We start from the raw sequence: 18,918 nt of genomic DNA, 5'->3' as shown, positions 1-18,918 counted from the left end.
GGGCGCCTCGGTAAGGCAGGTTCAGCAGTTCAGTCGCGCTTGCGGCAGCTTCCCGCCCACGCGCTGGCTCAGGGTTCGATATCAGGGTTCGATATTGTTGCTGCCCGCAGCGCGCTCGGCGCCCCAGGCCTGCCGGGTCTTGCTGGCGCGCGTGAAGATGCGTTCGAGCGCGTCGCCGTCGCCCTTCTCGATCTGCGTCTTCAGGTGCGCGAGCACCGACTGGTAGGTATTCAGTTCGCGCAGCAGCGCATCTCGGTTGGCTACGCAGATGTCGCGCCACATTTCCGGCGACGAGGCCGCGATGCGCGTGAAATCGCGGAACCCGCCGCCGGCGAAGTCCAGCTTCAGCGTGGCGTCTTCGGCGTTGGCCACCTGCGCCACCAGCGCGTACGACAGCACGTGCGGCAGGTGACTGACCGATGCGAAAACCGCGTCGTGCTGCACCGCCGACATCACGTGGCACTGCGCGCCAGCTTGCTCCCACATCGCGCGGACAGCCGCGACATCGTCGCGCGCATTTTCCTGCAGCGGGCACAGCACGGTTTTCTTGCCGACATACAAGTCGGCGAGCGCGGCCTCCACGCCGTTGAGTTCGCGCCCGGCAATCGGATGCGCCGGCACGAACTGCGCTACCTTGTCGCCCAGTGCGGTCTTGGCCGCCATGATCACATCGGACTTGGTACTGCCCGCATCGGTGACGATGGTGCCAGGCTGCAGGTGGGGCTCCAGCGCATGCAGCAGCGCAAAGTTCTGCGCCACCGGCGCGCACAGCACGATCAGGCTGGCGCCGCGCGCGGCATCGGCGAGCGTCGCCGCTTCGTCGATCACGCCAAGGTCCAGCGCCTTCTGCAGCGACGCGGGCGAACGGCCCACGCCGACCACCGTGCCCGCCACGCCGGCACGCTTGAGCGCCAGCGCGAGCGATCCGCCGATCAGGCCGACGCCGACAATGACAACACGGGAAAAATGCAAAGCACTCACGATTTCAAGCCCGACGGGCAGTGGCTCGGCCGGGCCGAGCGATAGCAAAAAGGCACGGCGCCGGGCACACCGGCCCGGCGCGAATCGCCGCGATTGTAGCGGGGCTTACGCCAGCGCCCGCTCCAGTGCCGCAATGAAGGCTGCGTTTTCCTCGGGCAGGCCGATAGTCACGCGCAGCCAGCGCGGCAGGTTGTAGTTGCCCACCGGGCGCACGATCACGCCCTGCTTCAGCAAGGCCAGGTTGACGCGCGCACCGGCACCGTCGTCGTCGCCGACGCGGACCAGCACGAAGTTGCCCGACGACGGCACGTATTCCAGACCGAGCCGGTCGAAGCCCTCGACCAGCTGCGCCTTGCCAGCACGGTTCAGCTCCGCGCTGCGGCTCAGAAACTCGGCATCCCCGAGCGCTGCGATCGCCGCGGCCTGCGCCACGCTGTTGACATTGAATGGCTGCCGGATGCGGTTAAGCAGATCGGTCAGTGCCGGCTGCGCCACTGCATAGCCGATGCGTAGCCCCGCCAGGCCATACGCCTTGGAGAAGGTGCGCGAGACCATCAGGTTGGGGTAGCGGCGCACCCACTCGATCGAATCGTATTGCTGGTCGGCATCCAGGTATTCGTTGTAGGCCTCGTCCAGCACCACCACCACGTTCGGGGGCACTGCCCGCAGGAAGGCCTCGATCTGTGCCGCCGGCAGGAAGGTGCCGGTGGGATTGTTCGGGTTGGCGATAAAGACCAGCCGGGTATCCGGCGCGATTGCGGCGCCCATGGCTTCGAGATCGTGGCCGTAATCGCGCGCCGGCACTTCGATGGCCCGGGCGCCGATCTCCTGGGTCGCCAGCGCATAGACCGCGAACGAGTATTCGGCGTAGACGATCGACTGGCCGGGCTCGACCAGCGCGTGTGCCGCCAGCTCGAGGATATCGTTGCTGCCGTTGCCGAGCGTGAGCCAGTCGTCCGGCACGCCGAAACGCGCCGACAGCGCTGCCTTCAGCGCGAAGCCGTTCGAATCAGGGTAGCGCCCCAGGTCGGCCACGGCGGCAGCCACAGCGCGCTGTGCCGACGCCGGCATCCCCAGCGGGTTCTCGTTGGAGGCGAGCTTGACGATGCCGGCCTCATCCAGGCCGAATTCGCGCGCGACTTCCGAAATCGGCTTGCCGGCCACGTACGGCGAGATCGCCCGCACATAGTCCGGCCCGAACACCATGCCGCCATGCTTACCCTGCTCTGCCATCTTGTCTCCTTGCTCCGGTTGCGCTGGCCTTACTCGTTCACCCTGCTTGCTCGCCTTCCTGCTCGTTACTTGCTCGACGGATACGAGCCCAGCACCTTCAGGTAGGCCGCGTTGCGGCGCAGTTCGTCGATGGCGCGTGCCACCGCCGGCTCATGCTGGTGCCCTTCGACGTCGACGTAGAAGTAGTATTCCCACGCACCGCTGCGCGCGGGACGCGACTCGAAGCGGCACATCGACACGCCGTTCTCGGCCAGCGGCGCGAGCAGCTGATACACCGCGCCGGCCTTGTTCGGCACCGACAGGATCATCGAGGTCTGGTCGCTGCCCGACGGCTCGGTCTCATAGCGGCCGATCACGGCGAAACGAGTGCGGTTGTGTGGATCGTCCTGGATATGCGTGCGCACCAGGTGCAGGTGGTAGCGGTTGGCGGCGGATTCGCCGGCGATCGCCGCGACGGTCGGGTCCTCGCTGGCCATGCGCGCGGCCTCGGCATTGCTCGACACCGCCTGGCGCTCCAGGTGCGGATAGTTGGCGGTCAGCCAGTGCTGGCACTGCGCCAGCGCCTGCGCGTGCGCGCGCACCACGGTCACGCCCTTCATGTCGGGCGTGGACGCCATCAGGTTGTGGTGCACCTTCAGCGCGATCTCACCGCTGATCTTCAGCGACGTCTGCAGAAACAGGTCGAGCGTGCGCGACACCGCGCCCTCGGTCGAGTTTTCCACCGGCACCACGCCGTATTCGACCGTGCCCGCCTCCACCGCACGGAACACTTCGTCGATGCTGGGGCACGGCACGCCGCTCACTTCATGGCCGAAGTGGGCATACAGCGCCTGCTCCGAGAACGTGCCGGCCGGCCCCAGGAAGGCGACTTCCAGCGGCTTCTCGAGCCCGCGGCAGGCGGACATCACCTCGCGCCAGATCGCGGCCACGCTCTCGCCCAGCAGCGGACCCGGATTTGCGCCCTGCACCTTGCGAATGACCTGCAGCTCGCGCTCCGGACGGAACACGGGCGCGCCGTACTTCTTCTTGACCTCGCCAACCTCGAGCGCGAGCCTGGCCCGATGGTTCAGCATGGCCAGCAGTTCGCGGTCCACCGTGTCGATCTGCTCGCGCAGCGGCGCCAGCTCGACCGACAGATTGCGTTCGGCATCGCTCAGGTGGTTGCCGTCGGGCTGCGTCTCCTCGTGCGCAGGGGTGCTGTCTTGACTTGTCATTGTATAAATCCGGTGGGCCGCCGGGGCGCGGCGGCCGGGGAAAAACCTGTCCGCGCCAGCCTGAGCGCGCGATTGCACGCCGGCTGAGTGCGGGCGCGCACCTCAGGCCGAGGTGCGTTCGAACTCGCGCATGAAATCGATCAGTGCGGTCACGCCTTCCAGCGGCATCGCGTTGTAGATGCTGGCGCGCATGCCGCCCACGGTCTTGTGCCCCTTGAGCTGCACCAGGCCATTGGCGCGTGCCTGCACCAGGAAGGCATCGTTGCGCGATTCATCACCGAGGAAAAACGGCACGTTCATGCGCGAACGGCAGCTCGGTTCGATTTCATTGCGGTAGAAGTCGCTCTGGTCCAGGAAGTCGTACAGCGCCGTAGCCTTGGCGATATTGCGCTGCTCGATTGCCGGCACGCCGCCCTGGCGCTTGAGCCATTTGAAGACCAGCCCGGCGATGTAGATGGCGTAAGTCGGCGGCGTGTTGTACATCGAGTTGTTCTCGGCCACCTGGCGCCAGTTGAATGCCGACGGGCACAGCGGATGCGCGTGGCCCAGCAGGTCCTCGCGCACGATCACGATGGTGACGCCGGCCGGGCCGATATTCTTTTGCGCGCCGCCGTAGACCACCTGCACATGCGACCAGTCGATCGGGCGCGACAGGATATGACTCGAAGCGTCGGCCACCACCACGCGCCCGCCCTTGACCTGGCCGATATCGGGAATCTCCTGGAACTCGACGCCAACGATGGTCTCGTTGGTGCACAAGTGCACGTACGCGGCGTCATCCGACAGCTTCCAGTCGGCAACAGCGGGAATACGGTGGAATTTTTCCGCCTCGTTGGACGCGGCGATATTGACCGCGCCGTAGCGGCGCGCTTCCTGCTCGGTCTTGATCGACCACGTGCCGGTGACGACGAAGTCGGCCTTGGGCTGATCGGCATTGCGCAGCCGCATCAGGTTCAACGGCACGATGCCGTTTTCTCCAATGGCCCCGCCCTGCAGGAACAGCACGCGGAAATTGTCGGGGATATGCAGCAGCTCGCGCAGGTCGGCGATGGCCTCGTTGTGGATGCCCTCGAACTCGCGGCTGCGATGGCTCATTTCCATCACCGAAACCCCGGTTCCGTGCCATGACAGCATTTCCTCGGCGGCCTGTTGCAGCACTTCGGCCGGCAGCATGGCCGGGCCCGGGGAGAAGTTGTAGACGCGTTCGGCCAATGCACGCTGCATCATGCCGGCAATGGCGGGATTCTGGGGATCGTTCATGAGACGGGAAAGGAAAAATGGCTGCCGGAGTTACCCAAGCAGCCATTATCCCTCAAACCCGCGCCTGGTTGGGCGCCCGGGGCCGGACCCCGGTGCTGCGCCGGCCCGCGCGAGGCGGCCTGAACGTAGCATTGCGGCGCATTGCCTCAGGCGGACCCTGCGGCGAAGATCACTTCGACGCGGCGGTGATTTCCTTCTCGGCGGCGTCGCGCATCGACTTGCCGACCTGCGGGCCGTACTTCTGCATCATCGAACCCCAGATCTCCTGGGTCGCCTTGCCCTGGTTGGCCATGAACTTCTGGCCGGTCGGCGACTTCAGGAACGTGGTCAGGTCCTTCAGTTCCTGCGTGGAGTAGTACTTGCCGAAGGCGTCGTAGTGGGCCTGGATGGCATCCTTGCGGAAACCGTCGGTGTTGAATGCCGTGCCGGCGCCGTCGACCATGCGCTGGACCGCGCCGTTCTTCTTCAGCTTTTCAACCGCGGCCTGCTTCTGCTTGTCGCTCAGGGTCTTGTTCTCGACCAGAACCTGCTCCAGCACCAGCGGGGCTTCCTGCTTGGCGCCTTGCTGCCAGTTTTCTGCCTGGCCCTTGACGGCCTGGTCAGCCTGCATGACGGAAAGCAGTTCCTTGATGGCTGCCGTCTTTTCCGCGTCCTGTGCATGGGCATGCTGCGCCACCATGAAGGTCGGAACGAAAGCGGCCAGAACAGCGATACGTCGATAGGTTTTGAGCATTGTGACTCCCTGGTAAATACGTCCGTTTTAGTCCGGACAGCCGCAAGTCGAGTTCCGGCTGGCGTCCTGTTGTTGCAACAATTTACGTTTTAACGCGCGATGGGGCCAATTGGTTACGAATTGGCGTCGGCATCGGCGTTACCGCCAGCCTCTTCCGTCTCTTCCGGGCCGGCCCCATTGTCGGCGTCGCTCTCGACGATGCGCTGCAGGCCGGACAGCTTGGTGCCCTCGTCAACGTTGATCAGCGTGACGCCCTGGGTGGCGCGGCCCATTTCCCGGATTTCACCGACACGGGTACGGATCAGCACACCGCCGGTGGTGATCAGCATGATTTCGTCTTCCGGCGAGACCAGCGCCGCCGCGACGACGCGGCCATTGCGCTCGCTGGTCTGGATCGCGATCATGCCCTTGGTGCCGCGGCCGTGTCGAGTGTACTCGGCGATCGGCGTGCGCTTGCCGTAGCCGTTCTCGGTCGCGGTCAGCACGCTGCCGCGCACACCCGCCTCGGCTTCCTCGGCGGCCCCCTCGCCGGCTTCCGCGGGCGCCACCAGCATGGCGATCACCGCCTGGCCGTCTTCCAGGTTCATGCCGCGCACGCCACGCGCCTGGCGACCCATGGGGCGAACGTCGTTTTCATCGAAGCGCACCGCCTTGCCGGCATCTGAAAACAGCATTACGTCGTGCTGGCCGTCGGTCACCGCAGCACCGATCAGGTAGTCGCCCTCATCCAGGTCGACGGCGATGATGCCAGCCTTGCGCGGGTTGGAGAACTCGGTCAGCGCCGTCTTCTTTACCGTGCCGCGGGCGGTGGTCATGAAGATAAAGTGCTCGGCATCGAACTGGCGCACCGGCAGGATCACATTGATCTTTTCGCCGTCCGACAACGGGAACATGTTGACGATCGGACGGCCGCGCGAGTTGCGCGAGCCCTGCGGCACCTCATAGACCTTCAGCCAATACAGCCGGCCGCGGTTCGAGAAGCACAGGATGTAGTCGTGGGTATTGGCCACGAACAGGGTGTCGATCCAGTCGTCTTCCTTGGTCGCCGCCGCCTGCTTGCCGCGGCCGCCACGCTTCTGCGCGCGGTACTCGGAGATCGGCTGGCTCTTCATATAGCCGCTGTGCGACAGGGTGACCACCATGTCCTGCGGCGTGATCAGGTCCTCGGTGTCCAGCTCGGTTGCGTTCAGTTCGATCTGCGAACGGCGGTCGTCCCCAAATTCGGCGCGGATCGCGGTAAGTTCGTCGGTAATGATCGCGGTAATGCGTTCCGGGCGCGCCAGGATGTCCAGCAGATCGGCGATTTCCGCCATGATGTCGCGGTATTCCTGGACGATCTTGTCCTGCTCCAGCCCGGTGAGGCGTTGCAGGCGCATTTGCAGGATTTCCTGCGCCTGGCTGTCGGACAGCCTGTAGAGGCCGTCGGCCTGCATGCCGAATACCGCCGGCAGGCCGTCCGGCCGGTACGACGCACGGCCGCCGGGGGTTTCGCCTTCGGCCCGTGCCAGCATCTCGCGCACCAGGCTGGAATCCCAGGCCTTGGACATCAGTTCCTGCTTGGCGATCGGCGGCGTTGGCGCGGCCTTGATGATGGCGATGAACTCGTCGATATTCGCCAGCGCCACCGCCAGGCCTTCCAGCACATGGCCGCGCTCGCGCGCCTTGCGCAACTCGAACACGGTGCGGCGGGTCACGACCTCGCGGCGGTGCGCGAGGAAGTACTCCAGCATCTGCTTCAGGTTCAGCAGGCGCGGCTGGCGGTCGACCAGCGCCACCATGTTCATGCCGAACGTGTCCTGCAGCTGGGTGTTCTTATACAGGTTGTTGAGAACGACCTCGGGGACCTCGTTGCGCTTGAGTTCGATCACCACGCGCATGCCGGACTTGTCCGACTCGTCGCGGATATCCGAGATGCCCTCGATCTTCTTTTCGGTGACCAGCTCGGCAATGCGCTCCAGCAGGGTGCGCTTGTTCACCTGGTAGGGCAGCTCGTCGACAATGATTGCCTGGCGCTGGCCCCGGTCGATGTCCTCGAAGTGCGTCTTGGCGCGCATGACCACGCGGCCGCGGCCGGTGCGATAGCCTTCGCGCACACCCTGGATGCCATAGATAATGCCGGCGGTCGGAAAATCCGGAGCCGGAATCAATTCAATCAGCTCATCCACCGTCGCCTGCGGATTGCGCAGCATATGCAGGCAGCCGTCGACGATTTCATTCAGGTTATGCGGCGGGATATTGGTGGCCATGCCCACAGCAATACCCGAGGAACCGTTGATTAGCAGATTGGGAATACGGGCCGGGAGAATAGTAGGCTCTTTTTCAGAGCCGTCATAGTTGCTGTCGAAATCGACGGTTTCCTTGTCGATGTCATGCAGCATCTCGTGGGCGATTTTCGACAGGCGGATTTCGGTATAACGCATGGCCGCGGCGTTATCACCGTCGACCGAGCCGAAATTGCCTTGCCCGTCCACCAACATGTAACGCAGGGAGAAGTCCTGCGCCATGCGGACAATGGTGTCGTATACAGCAGTGTCACCGTGCGGATGGTACTTACCAATCACATCACCGACGATACGGGCCGACTTCTTGTATGGACGGTTCCAGTCGTTGTTGAGCTCGTGCATCGCATACAGCACGCGCCGGTGCACCGGTTTCAGGCCGTCCCGCACATCGGGAAGCGCGCGCCCGACGATCACGCTCATGGCGTAGTCGAGATAGGAGCGGCGCATTTCCTCTTCGAGGGAGACCGGAAGGGTTTCTTTTGCGAATGGATCCATTGCGGCGTGGTTTATGCGGCAGGTTTAAGCGAATGACAGGCCCTTTTGCACGTGGCGCCGGCGGGCGCCTGACGGCTGGGCAACGTGCCATTCTAACATGCCGGCACCCCCGACTTACCGCGTCGGGACAGCCCCGCCGGAGCCAGCCGGCGACCCTGCCCAAATCCCGGAAACCCTGATGCCACAAGGCTTTGCGGGCGACACAAGACCCATGTTGCACAAACACCACAGACCCAAAACCCATGGGGCGAATCGAATATATTTACTTCGTAGGAAACGACCCTTGTGGCACAATTCCCCAGCGAAGAGCCAGACATTGTTCGAAGTGGAGCATACACCACATCGAGAATGTTATACTCCGAAGAATGTATGACTTGTTTTCGTCCATTTGCTCGCAGTAACCCTGCGGTGATCTCATCCTGAGAGGAGAAATATGAAAAAATTTGCCAAGCTCGCGCTCGTTGCAGCTACCGCAGTAATGGCTGCATCCGCTCAAGCCCAGTCCGTCCCCTACGAAAAGAAGGCAGTGAACGATAACTGGGGCAACGGTACGAGCGAGTACGTGTGGAAGAATGGCACGAACGAGCTCTGCTGGCGCGACAGCTCCTGGACTCCGGCAACCGCCAACGCGCTGTGCGACGGCGCCCTGGCTCCCGCAGCACCGGCACCGGCACCGGCACCGGTCGCTCCGCCGGTCGTCTCGAGCGAGAAGGTCACTTTCGCTGCTGACACCCTGTTCGACTTCGACAAGGCTGTCCTGAAGCCGGAAGGCAAGGCCAAGCTGGACGACCTGGTCTCGAAGCTGCAAGGCATCACCCTGGAAGTCATCATCGCCGTTGGCCACACCGACTCGTTCGGCTCGGACAAGTACAACGATCGCCTGTCGATCCGCCGTGCTGAATCGGTCAAGGCTTATCTGGTGAGCAAGGGCGTTGAAGCCAACCGCGTCTACACCGAAGGCAAGGGCAAGCGCCAGCTGAAGGTCGATCCGAAGTCGTGCAAGGGCAACCGCACTGCCCAGATCGCCTGCCAGCAGCCGAACCGCCGCGTGGAAGTCGAAGTGGTCGGCACCCGCAGCGCACGTTAATCGGATCCTTTCCGATCAAGAAAGCCCAGCGCAAGCTGGGCTTTTTTTTTGATACAGTTGCCCACACACCTCCTCCGCCGGCGTGGGCAGTTGCCGCCGGCCCGCATACGATGACGTTGCCCTCCCAGACCCTGTCCACCCATCCCGATCCGCTGCGCCGGAACGCCGACCCCAAGGAAATCGACAAGTTCAGCGAGCTCGCCCACCGCTGGTGGGACCCCGAGAGCGAGTTCAAGCCACTGCATGAACTCAATCCGCTGCGCCTGGGCTGGATCGAAGGCATTGCCGGGCTGGCAGGCAAGCGGGTGGTCGACGTGGGCTGCGGCGGCGGCATCCTGTCCGAGAGCATGGCGCGCCTCGGTGCGAACGTGCGCGGTATCGATCTCTCCAGCAAGGCGCTGAAGGTCGCGGACCTGCACAGCCTGGAGTCCGGCGTTGCCGTCACCTATGAGGAGATCGCGGCAGAAGCGCTGGCGGCGCGCGAACCCGGCAGCATAGACGTCGTGACGTGCATGGAAATGCTCGAACACGTACCGGACCCGGCGTCGATCGTGCAGGCCTGCGCAACGCTGGTAAAGCCGGGCGGCTACGTCTTCTTCTCGACCATCAATCGCAACCTGAAAGCCTACCTGCTGGCCATCGTGGGCGCAGAGTACGTGCTGAACATGTTGCCGCGCGGCACGCACGATTATGAAAAGTTCATTACCCCTTCGGAACTGGCGCGCTTCGCCCGCAACGCGGGGCTGGATCTGATCGAGATGCGCGGCATGACCTATAACCCGCTATCGCAGGTCTACGCGCTAGGCCGCGACACGGATGTGAATTACATGATGGCGTTCCGCCGGGTGTCGGCATGAGCGGGGGCATCGCAGGCGTCTTCTTCGATCTCGACGGCACGCTGGCGGACACGGCGCCGGACCTGGCCGCTGCCGCCAACCGGCTGGTCGTCGAGCGCGGCCGCCCGCCGGTGGCGTATGAGAAGCTCCGGCCCGTCGCCTCGCATGGCGCGCGCGGCCTGCTCGGCGCGGCGTTCGGGCTGGTACCCGAGGACGCGGACTTTCCGGCGTTGCGGGATATCTTTCTCGACTATTACGAAGCCGACATCGCCGTCCACACGCGCCTGTTCGACGGCATGCCGCAAGTGCTGTCGGCGCTGGAGGCAGCCGGCATCCCTTGGGGAATCGTCACCAACAAGATTACGCGCTTCACGGTGCCGCTGGTCGCCGCCATCGGGCTGGCGCCGCGTGCCAGCGCAGTGGTCAGCGGAGACACCACCTCCCATGCCAAGCCCCACCCTGCCCCGCTGCTGCATGCCGCGGCCAGCGCCGGGGTCGATCCGCACCGCTGCGTGTACGTCGGCGACGACCTGCGGGACATCCAGGCGGGCAAGGCCGCCGGCATGATGACGGTCACGGCCGCCTATGGCTACTGCGGCGACGGCGAGCCGCCAGAGGCGTGGGGCGCCGACCACCTGGTACGCCATCCGGCTGAACTGATTCCCCTGCTGGTACCCGCGGCCATGCGCTAGCGGCGTGGCGGTCAGCGCACACCTGGCCGGGATGGAACTCCCCGCGACACTTTCCATCCAACCGGGTACAATCCAGCTTCTTCTCACTGGGGCCGACCTGGTTTCGACGTGGGTTACAAAGCAGTGGAGGGCATACCGAGGACCCGTCACCTCGTTAATCAATGGGAATGCAATAACTGCTAACGACGAACGTTACGCACTGGCAGCCTAAGGGCCGCCGTCCTCGCACTGGCTCGCTGACGGGCTAGGGTCGCAAGACCACGCGAGGTCATTTACGTCAGATAAGCTCCGGAAGTGTCACGGGTCCGGAGACGAAAATTTAGTGACTCGCCGTCGTAGAGCGTGTTCGTCCGCGATGCGCCGGTTAAATCAAATGACAGAACTAAGTATGTAGAACTCTCTGTGGAGGGCTTGCGGACGCGGGTTCGATTCCCGCCGGCTCCACCAGTTAAACACTTCCGAGACTTCCGTCTCAGAAGCCCGGGAAACCCGTGATGACCACCGTCTTCACGGGTTTTTTGTTTCCGGTCACAGGAAAACGATAACCGCCGCGCATTTGCGGCGGCAAAGCGCTACCTCGGGCATCCGACGATTACAATACTCAGCCGAAGCCTCCAAGCCTGTCCCCATGTCTGACTATCCCCGCTTCACCATCAACCGCGCCATGGTCGCGCTGGTCCCCGAACAGCCGTTCCTCGACTGGATCCAGGCGGTTGATCCGCAGCCGGTTTCCGGCCTCACGCTGGAGCAGGTGCGCGAGGACCAGAGCGTATTCCTGCTGCCGGAGGAACTCGCGGATACGCATGCCAACGCGGTCCACTGGGTCGAGAAGCGCTGGCAGGAATTCTTCGAATTCATGCTGGCCGAGTGGTTCGACGATTCGCTATGGCCCGAGACCCTGACGCTGGGCATGTTCCGGGAGTGGTTCAGCATCCGCTACCACTCCATGGTGTTCGACATGGCACCGGATGCGCCGATGATGCATGAGGATTGGGACGAAGACGACGACTCGCCGGACATGCTGCACTAGCTTTGCTTCAGCGGCGCTGCCACGTGCAAGGCATGCGATTTGGGCGATAACAGTCAACGGGCCATTTGGCCCGTTTTTCATGCGCGCACGGCAGCACATCAGAGGTACCGGTCACGGCACGAGCAGCGCATCTGCCGAAATTTTCCCAACGCATTCGGAAATTTCCGCCCATCGGCGCAAAGCGGTACGACTACAGTTGGCTCATTCTTTAACGGGCAGGCGGCGCCAATTCCAGCGAATGCAATTTGGGGTTCCACGGCCACCGCCAGCCTCCGCAACCGCTGAACCCAATGCACAACGCTCTCCCCATCGGTATCCGCCTGCTCGGTGCGCTCAAACGCTGGCTTCTTGTGCTCGCGTGCCTGAGCGCCCCGCACCTCGCCCATGCCGGCTGTACCAGCACGCCCGCCATGCCCTACCTGCAGACCATGAACAATATGGCGGTGGCAGTTAACCTCCCGGTCGGCAGCGCGATTCCCGGCACCGTCCGCTATTACACCTTCACTGGCACATGCACTGAGACCCAGCCATACGTGGTGGCCGGCGCGCCGATCATTTCCTGCTACTACGGCTCGGGCAACGAAGTCATGCCGGGCGTCTATTCCACCGGCGTCGCCGGCATCGGCATCCGGCTGCGCAACGCCGCGGGACAGCCGATGACCAACGCCTGGGGGGTCAATTGCGATACACGCGCCGCCAACCTTGGCACGGTCAACGCGGACATGACCTATTCCGTCTCGGTTTCGGTGGAATTCGTGAAGACCGGAGTGATTTCCGCCGGCGATCTCGATCCCACGCAGACCCGCTTCGGCTTTGGTGTCTACAAGGGCTCGACGGCTGGAGCGCTCGGCGGCGGCTATGTCAACTACATCGGCTTCTCTGGCAGTGCCTCGCCGCGCGAGATTGCCTGCAATGTCAACTACCCCGCCGTGGTGACATTGCCCAATGTCAGTGCCAGTACGCTGGCGACCCAAGGGGCCGCCGGCAATACGCCCTTCTCGATCCAGCTGACCTGCAGCGGGGCTGCCCTCGTCGGCCTGACACTGGACGGAGCAGGCGGAACCCCGGTGCAATCAGCGCCCAACGGCATTCTCGGAATCGCCAATGCGGGGACAGGCGGCAGAGCCAGCGGTGCGGGCGTGCAGATCGTCAATGACACCGGCAGCACGCCAGTGCCGCTGCAAGTACGCAATGCCATGGGCAACATTACCGCCAACGTGCCTTCCACCTACCGCTTTGGTGCACGCTATGTCGCGCTGGGCGGCACGCCATCGCCTGGCACGGTGTCGAGCGCCATGATATTTACGCTGGACTACCAGTGAACGAAACGCGGCGCCGCCAGGCGCCGCTTCGGCTTGCACTGCCCGCCTGCCAGCAATCAGAGGAACCGGTCCAGCAGCTTGCGGCTGTGCTTGTCCAGCACCATCAGGTCTCGGATCAGGTAATGGATGCCATGGCTGTCGGACACCATCAGCGTGTTGCCTGACAGCCGCCGGATCGCTTCTTCCCCGCGCAGCACGAGCGAGGTCCGTCCGCGATCGGTCTGCACGGTCCACACGCTCGGCGTGGCGAACGTCGAGACCTCGATGATGCGCTCGATCTCCGGCATGAACTCGCGCGACGCGAGTTCCTCTTCGATCATGCGGCGCTCGTTGGCAGGCAGAGCCTCCAGGCGCGGAATCCACACCACCTCATGCCCGTCGGCACTCATCATGCCGATGCCACCTTGCGGCGCGGAGATCGGGAAGGCGCGCACCGGCACCACCCCTTCATGGATCGTGCCGTCACCATGGATCAGCGTCAGGCGGCCGAACGGATTGCGTGACAACGTGAAGGTCGCGGTGGCTGCGGCATCGGTGTCAGCCAAAGTCATCTCAGTGGGCATTGGCCACCTCCGGCAGTTCGGTCACGGCTTCGCGCTCATCGTCGTCCTCGGTATCGACGTTGCGCGCCTGCGCCTGGTACAGCTTGAAATAAGCGCCCTCGCGCAACAGCAGTTCGTCGTGGCTGCCGACTTCGACGATCTTGCCGCGGTCCATCACCACCAGGCGGTCGGCCTTGCGCAGCGTCGACAGACGGTGCGCGATGGCGATGGTGGTGCGGCCTTGCACCAGATTGTCGAGCGCTTTCTGGATTTCCTTCTCGGTCTGCGTGTCCACCGACGACGTCGCCTCGTCCATGATCAGGATGCGCGGGTTGATCAGCAGCGCGCGCGCGATCGAGATGCGCTGGCGCTCGCCGCCCGACAGCGCCTGGCCGCGCTCCCCGACCAGCGAGTCGTAGCCGTGCGGCAGGCGCAGGATGAACTCGTGCGCATGCGCGGCGCGCGCGGCGGCGATGATCTCCTCGCGCGTGGCGTCCGGCTTGCCGTAGGCGATGTTGTCGGCGATGGTGCCGAAGAACAGGAACGGCTCCTGCAGCACCAGGCCGATGTGGCGGCGGTACTCGGACACCGGCAGCGAGCGAATGTCGACGCCGTCGACACGGATCGCTCCTTCGGAAACATCGTAGAAGCGGCAGATCAGGTTGACCAGCGTGCTCTTGCCCGAGCCGCTGTGCCCGACCAGCCCGATCATCTCGCCCGGCGCGATCGACAGGTCGAGCCCGCGGATCACCGCCCGGTTGCCGTAGCGGAAGCCCAGGTCACGCATGTCGATCGCGCCTTCGATCTTGTCGAGCCTGGTCGGACGTACCGGCTCCGGCACGCTCGAGACATGGTCGAGGATGTCGAAGATCCGCTTGGCGCCCGCCGCGGCCTTCTGCGTCACCGAAACGATGCGGCTCATCGAATCGAGGCGCGTATAGAAGCGGCTGATATAGGTCAGGAACGCAACCAGCACGCCCACCGTGATGGCGCTGTGCGATACCTGCCAGATGCCGAACACCCACACGATCAGCAGCCCGATCTCGGTCAGCAGCGTCACGGTCGGCGTGAACAGCGACCATACCGCGTTGACGCGATCGTTGATGGCCAGGTTGTGCTTGTTCGCCTCGTGGAAGCGCGTCACTTCGCGCTTTTCCTGCGCGAACGCCTTGACCACGCGGATGCCGGGGATGGTGTCGGCCAGCACGTTGGTGATCTCCGACCAGATGCGGTCGATCTTCTCGAAACCGTGCCGCAGGCGGTCGCGCACCAGGTGGATCATCCAGGCGATGAACGGCAGCGGCACCAGTGTCACCAGCGCCAGCCATGGATTGATCGAGATCAGGATCACCGCCGTCATGACGATCATCAGCACGTCGGTGGCAAAGTCCAGCAAGTGCAGGGACAGGAACACGCAGATGCGGTCACTTTCCGAGCCGATGCGCGCCATCAGGTCGCCGGTACGCTTGCCGCCGAAATATTCGAGCGACAGCTTAAGCAGATGTTCATAGGTCGTTGTGCGCAGATCCGCGCCGATGCGCTCTGATACGCGCGCCAGCAAATAGGTACGCGCCCATCCCAGGCTCCATGCCACCAGCGCGGCGCCGAGCAGGCCACCCAGGTACATGCGCACGCGGCCGTAGTCGATCGGCACGCCGTTCTGGTACGGAATCAGCACCTTGTCCATCAGCGGCATGGTCAGGTACGGCGGTACCAGCGTAGCGCCGGTAGACAGCACCGTCAGCAGGAAACCGGCCAACAGTTGCCAGCGGTAGGGCCGGGCAAAGCGCCACAGGCGCAGCAGCGCCCAGGTCGAGGGCGGCGTTTCCAGCTCGCGGTTGCACTGGGGGCATTCCTCTTCATCGGGGGGCAGCGGCGCCTTGCAGGTCGGGCACGCCACTTCGCCTGACTTGCCCATTTCGGCCGCGGAGGTGGCATCGCGGCGCATTTCGAACTGGTCGGCGAGCCGCAGCGCGGCGGGATTGTAACCAAGCGTATATCGCCAGCTGGCCAGCCGACCCGTTGGACCGGCCAGTTCGAGGGTGCCGACCCCGGCATGATCGGTATGGGAAAGGCGCAGTTCGGGCGCGATGTTCCATTCCCGCACATTTTTTTCACCCGGCGGCCGCGCAACGATGCGCTGGTCGGTCACAACCAGCCACCCTTGGGTAAAATGCAGCCTCGCGTCGAGGTCGAGCACCAGTCCGGCCAGGATGTTCTCGCCGGGACGGAGCCACGTTCCGGATTCGGCACGCCACGGCTCGTCGGAGGCGGGGGTGTTAAGGGCAGGCAGGGAGGACTGGGTCATGGATGGCGCGGCGTGCAGCGTCCAGGGGAAAAGGACATAACTTGAAACAAATTTAGGCCGGGCGCGCTGTGGCTGCCCGTGAATTCGCCCGCAGTATACATAACGACGTAAATAACAGCGAACCCGCGGGTTGGCCTGATGCACTGCACAAACACTTTTAATCGAAGATAGTCAACCTGTACTAAGCTGTAACGTTATTGAAAGGTTAGGCTTCCATTTCTCGGGCGTTCCGCCCACTGCCTCAAGCAAATTCAATGAAAAAGAAGGACATTGAGATTTTCGATGTCATGTCGCTGCGCGGCCCGAATATGTGGACATATCGGCCCGTCCTGGAGGCATGGGTCGATATCGGGGAACTGGAGGACTTTCCCTCCAACACGATTCCGGGGTTCTACGAACGCCTGTCGGCATGGCTGCCCTCGCTGATCGAGCATCGCTGCAGCATCGGCGAGCGCGGCGGCTTCCTGCAGCGCCTGAAGGAAGGCACCTGGCCCGGCCATATCCTGGAACACGTGACGCTTGAGCTGCAGAACCTGGCGGGCATGCCCGGCGGCTTCGGCAAGGCGCGCGAGACCCCGGTGCGCGGCGTCTACAAGGTGATCGTCCGTGCCTGGCACGAGGAAGTCACCCGCGCCGCCCTGTTCAGCGCGCGCGACCTGGTCATGGCCGCGATCGAGGATCGTCCCTTCGACGTCCCCGCCGCCGTCGACCACCTGCGCCGCCTGGTCGACGAGCACTGCCTCGGCCCCAGCACCGCGTGCATCGTCGATGCCGCCGATGACCGGGATATCCCCGCCATCCGCCTGTCGGACGGCAACCTGGTCCAGCTGGGCTATGGCGCGCGCCAGCGCCGCATCTGGACGGCCGAGACCGACCGGACCAGCGCCATCGGCGAAAGCATCTCGCGCGACAAGGACCTGACCAAGAGCCTGCTCGAGTCGTGCGGCGTGCCGGTGCCGGAAGGCCGCATGGTCGACTCGCCGGAAGACGCCTGGGATGCCGCCGAAGACATCGGCGTGCCGGTGGTGGTGAAGCCCTATGACGGCAACCACGGCCGCGGCGTCTTCACCAACCTGGTCACCCGCGAGGAAGTCGAGACCGCCTACGCGGTGGCACTGGACGAAGGCAGCGGCGTCATCGTCGAGCGCTTCATCCCCGGCAACGAACACCGCCTGCTGGTGGTGGGCGGCCGCGTGGTTGCCGCCGCGATGGGCGAGACCGCCTGCGTGGTTGGCGACGGCAAGTCCACCATCGACGAGCTGATCGAGCTGCAGATCAATTCCGATCCGCGGCGGGGCAGCACCGAAGACCATCCGCTGAACCGTGTGCGCCTGGATTCCGCCGCGCGCCTGGAGCTGAAGCGCCAGGGCATGGACGGCAGCTCAGTGCCGGCTGAGGGCCGCACCGTGCTGATCCAGCGCAACGGCAACGTCGCCTTCGACGTGACCGACCGCGTCCACCCGAGCGTGGCCGCGCATGCGTCGCTGGCCGCGCGCGTGGTTGGGCTGGACATCGCCGGCGTGGATCTTGTGGCCGAGGACATCTCGCGCCCGCTGGCCGAACAGCGCGGCGCCATCGTCGAAGTCAACGCCGGTCCGGGCCTGCTGATGCACATCAAGCCGGCCGAAGGCACGCCGCGTCCGGTGGGCCGCGCCATCGTCAACCACCTGTTCCCCGAATCCGAGCAGGACGACTGCGGCCGCATTCCGGTGGTCGGCGTGACCGGCACCAACGGCAAGACCGTGGTGGCGCGCCTGGTCGCGCGCCTGCTGCAGCTGTCGGGCAAGCATACCGGCCTGGCCTGCAGCGATGGCCTGTTCCTGGACCGCCGCCTGGTGCAGGGCGGCGACCGCGCCAACTGGGACGCCGGCCACCGCATCCTGATGAACCGCGCGGTCGAGGCCGCCGTGTTCGAGAACGACAGCGGCAGCATCCTGTCCGAAGGCCTGGTCTATGACCGCTGCCAGGTCGGCGTGGTCACCAACTTCGACCAGCCCGACCACCTCGGCGACTACTACGTCGAGGACGAGGACCGCATGTACAACGTGCTGCGCACGCAGGTCGACGTGGTGCTCAAGGACGGCGCCGCCGTGCTCAACGGGCGCGACGAGCGCCTGGTCGAGATGGCTGAGCTGTGCGACGGCGACGTGATCTTCTTCGGCCTGACGCCGGAGCTGCCCGCGATCATGTCGCATCGCGCCGCTGGCAAGCGCGCGGTGTATGTGCGCGAAGGCAAGATCGTGCTGGCCGTCGGCAGCAAGGAAACGCCGCTGGTCGACGTGGCCGCGGTGCCGCTGACCTATGCCGGCCGCGTGGCGTTCCAGGTCGAGAACGTGCTGGCGGCCGTGGCCGCGGGCTGGGCGCTGGGCATCTCCAACGACCTGATCCGCGCCGGCGTGGTGACTTTCGACGTCGGCCAGGTCGACGTGCCGGGCCGCTTCACGCTGTTCGAGCGCAACGGCGCCACCGTGGTCATCGACGACGCCCACAACGCGCCCGCGCTGGAAGCGCTGGCGGCCGCGCTGGACCGCTTCCCGTCCGAACGCCGCATGGTGGTCTACGGCGCCGGCGTGCAGCGCCGCAATGAAGACCTGGTACGCCAGGGCAAGGTGCTGGGCCAGCATTTCGACCGCGTCTTCCTGTGCGAAGACCGCAGCGTCAAGCGCGACCTGCCCGATGCCGAGGCCCGCGCGCTGCTCAAGCAAGGGCTGTACGAAGGCCGCCGCGTGACCAAGATCATCGACGAAGGCGCACGTGCCAATGCCATCGAGACCGCGCTCGGCCAGCTGGTGCCGGGCGACCTGCTGGTGCTGCAGTGCGACGAGGCCGCCACCGCGGCCACCGTCGACCTGGTGCACCACTGGATGGGCCAGCCCGCGCGCCGCGCCTGACGCGGCGCCTGA

The 18,918-nt window shown here is 64.7% G+C and carries 14 protein-coding genes and 1 other RNA gene; 7 read left to right on the top strand and 8 right to left on the bottom strand.

Annotated elements, in window-relative coordinates:
* Positions 1–81 precede the first annotated feature (81 nt).
* The 6 genes from VSR71_RS10950 to gyrA form a co-directional block, all read right to left on the bottom strand.
* Positions 82–981 carry a prephenate dehydrogenase gene (locus VSR71_RS10950; protein WP_342913890.1) on the bottom strand — a complete coding sequence of 300 codons (900 nt, stop codon included), beginning with the start codon at positions 979–981 and terminating at the stop codon, positions 82–84.
* A gap of 105 nt (positions 982–1,086) precedes the next feature.
* Positions 1,087–2,214 (bottom strand): histidinol-phosphate transaminase, encoded by a 1,128-nt coding sequence (hisC, locus tag VSR71_RS10945; protein ID WP_342913889.1) that lies wholly within the window; start codon positions 2,212–2,214, stop codon positions 1,087–1,089.
* Positions 2,215–2,279: 65 nt separating this feature from the next.
* Positions 2,280–3,428 (bottom strand): prephenate dehydratase, encoded by a 1,149-nt coding sequence (gene pheA / locus VSR71_RS10940; RefSeq protein ID WP_342913888.1) that lies wholly within the window; start codon positions 3,426–3,428, stop codon positions 2,280–2,282.
* 102 nt (positions 3,429–3,530) lie between these two features.
* A complete protein-coding gene (gene serC / locus VSR71_RS10935; RefSeq protein ID WP_342913887.1) occupies positions 3,531–4,688 on the bottom strand; it encodes a 3-phosphoserine/phosphohydroxythreonine transaminase in 1,158 nt (385 codons plus the stop codon).
* Between the two features lie 169 nt (positions 4,689–4,857).
* Positions 4,858–5,421, bottom strand: a complete 564-nt coding sequence (locus VSR71_RS10930; RefSeq protein ID WP_029045717.1) for a DUF2059 domain-containing protein — start codon at positions 5,419–5,421, stop codon at positions 4,858–4,860.
* Between the two features lie 113 nt (positions 5,422–5,534).
* A complete protein-coding gene (gene gyrA, locus VSR71_RS10925; RefSeq protein ID WP_342913886.1) occupies positions 5,535–8,198 on the bottom strand; it encodes a DNA gyrase subunit A in 2,664 nt (887 codons plus the stop codon).
* A gap of 433 nt (positions 8,199–8,631) precedes the next feature.
* Here gyrA and ompA point away from each other — a divergent pair, with 433 nt between their 5' ends.
* The 6 genes from ompA (at position 8,632) to VSR71_RS10895 (ending at position 13,165) form a co-directional block, all read left to right on the top strand.
* Positions 8,632–9,285 (top strand): outer membrane protein OmpA, encoded by a 654-nt coding sequence (ompA, locus tag VSR71_RS10920; RefSeq protein ID WP_063237069.1) that lies wholly within the window; start codon positions 8,632–8,634, stop codon positions 9,283–9,285.
* 110 nt (positions 9,286–9,395) lie between these two features.
* A complete protein-coding gene (gene ubiG / locus VSR71_RS10915; protein WP_342913885.1) occupies positions 9,396–10,142 on the top strand; it encodes a bifunctional 2-polyprenyl-6-hydroxyphenol methylase/3-demethylubiquinol 3-O-methyltransferase UbiG in 747 nt (248 codons plus the stop codon).
* Positions 10,139–10,813: a phosphoglycolate phosphatase gene (gene gph / locus VSR71_RS10910; RefSeq protein WP_342913884.1), complete on the top strand. Its 675-nt coding sequence runs from the start codon at positions 10,139–10,141 to the stop codon at positions 10,811–10,813. The genes ubiG and gph overlap by 4 nt, the downstream gene beginning before the upstream one ends.
* A gap of 88 nt (positions 10,814–10,901) precedes the next feature.
* Positions 10,902–11,260, top strand: a transfer-messenger RNA (tmRNA) gene (gene ssrA, locus VSR71_RS10905).
* Between the two features lie 181 nt (positions 11,261–11,441).
* Complete coding sequence (locus tag VSR71_RS10900; protein WP_342913883.1) at positions 11,442–11,843, top strand: hypothetical protein; 402 nt, start codon at positions 11,442–11,444, stop codon at positions 11,841–11,843.
* 290 nt (positions 11,844–12,133) lie between these two features.
* Positions 12,134–13,165 (top strand): fimbrial protein, encoded by a 1,032-nt coding sequence (locus VSR71_RS10895; RefSeq protein WP_342913882.1) that lies wholly within the window; start codon positions 12,134–12,136, stop codon positions 13,163–13,165.
* A 56-nt stretch (positions 13,166–13,221) separates the two neighbouring features.
* Here the strand turns inward: VSR71_RS10895 and VSR71_RS10890 are convergent, their stop codons facing one another.
* Together VSR71_RS10890 and VSR71_RS10885 are read right to left on the bottom strand one after the other, a co-directional pair.
* Positions 13,222–13,728, bottom strand: a complete 507-nt coding sequence (locus VSR71_RS10890) for a DUF1854 domain-containing protein (RefSeq protein ID WP_342913881.1) — start codon at positions 13,726–13,728, stop codon at positions 13,222–13,224.
* Entirely contained in the window at positions 13,718–16,015 is a 2,298-nt protein-coding gene (locus tag VSR71_RS10885) for an ABC transporter ATP-binding protein (protein ID WP_342913880.1), read from the bottom strand. Before VSR71_RS10885 ends, VSR71_RS10890 begins: the two co-directional genes overlap by 11 nt.
* A 254-nt stretch (positions 16,016–16,269) precedes the next feature.
* Here VSR71_RS10885 and cphA point away from each other — a divergent pair, with 254 nt between their 5' ends.
* On the top strand, positions 16,270–18,906 hold the full coding sequence (cphA, locus tag VSR71_RS10880; protein WP_342913879.1) for a cyanophycin synthetase: 2,637 nt from the start codon (positions 16,270–16,272) through the stop codon (positions 18,904–18,906).
* The last annotated feature ends 12 nt before the right edge of the window (positions 18,907–18,918 follow it).

The sequence above is a fragment of the Cupriavidus oxalaticus genome (assembly GCF_038900635.1).
GTDB lineage: Bacteria > Pseudomonadota > Gammaproteobacteria > Burkholderiales > Burkholderiaceae > Cupriavidus > Cupriavidus oxalaticus_B.
Note: the sequence above shows the minus strand (reverse complement) of the source record. Positions and strands in the feature narration are given on the sequence as shown.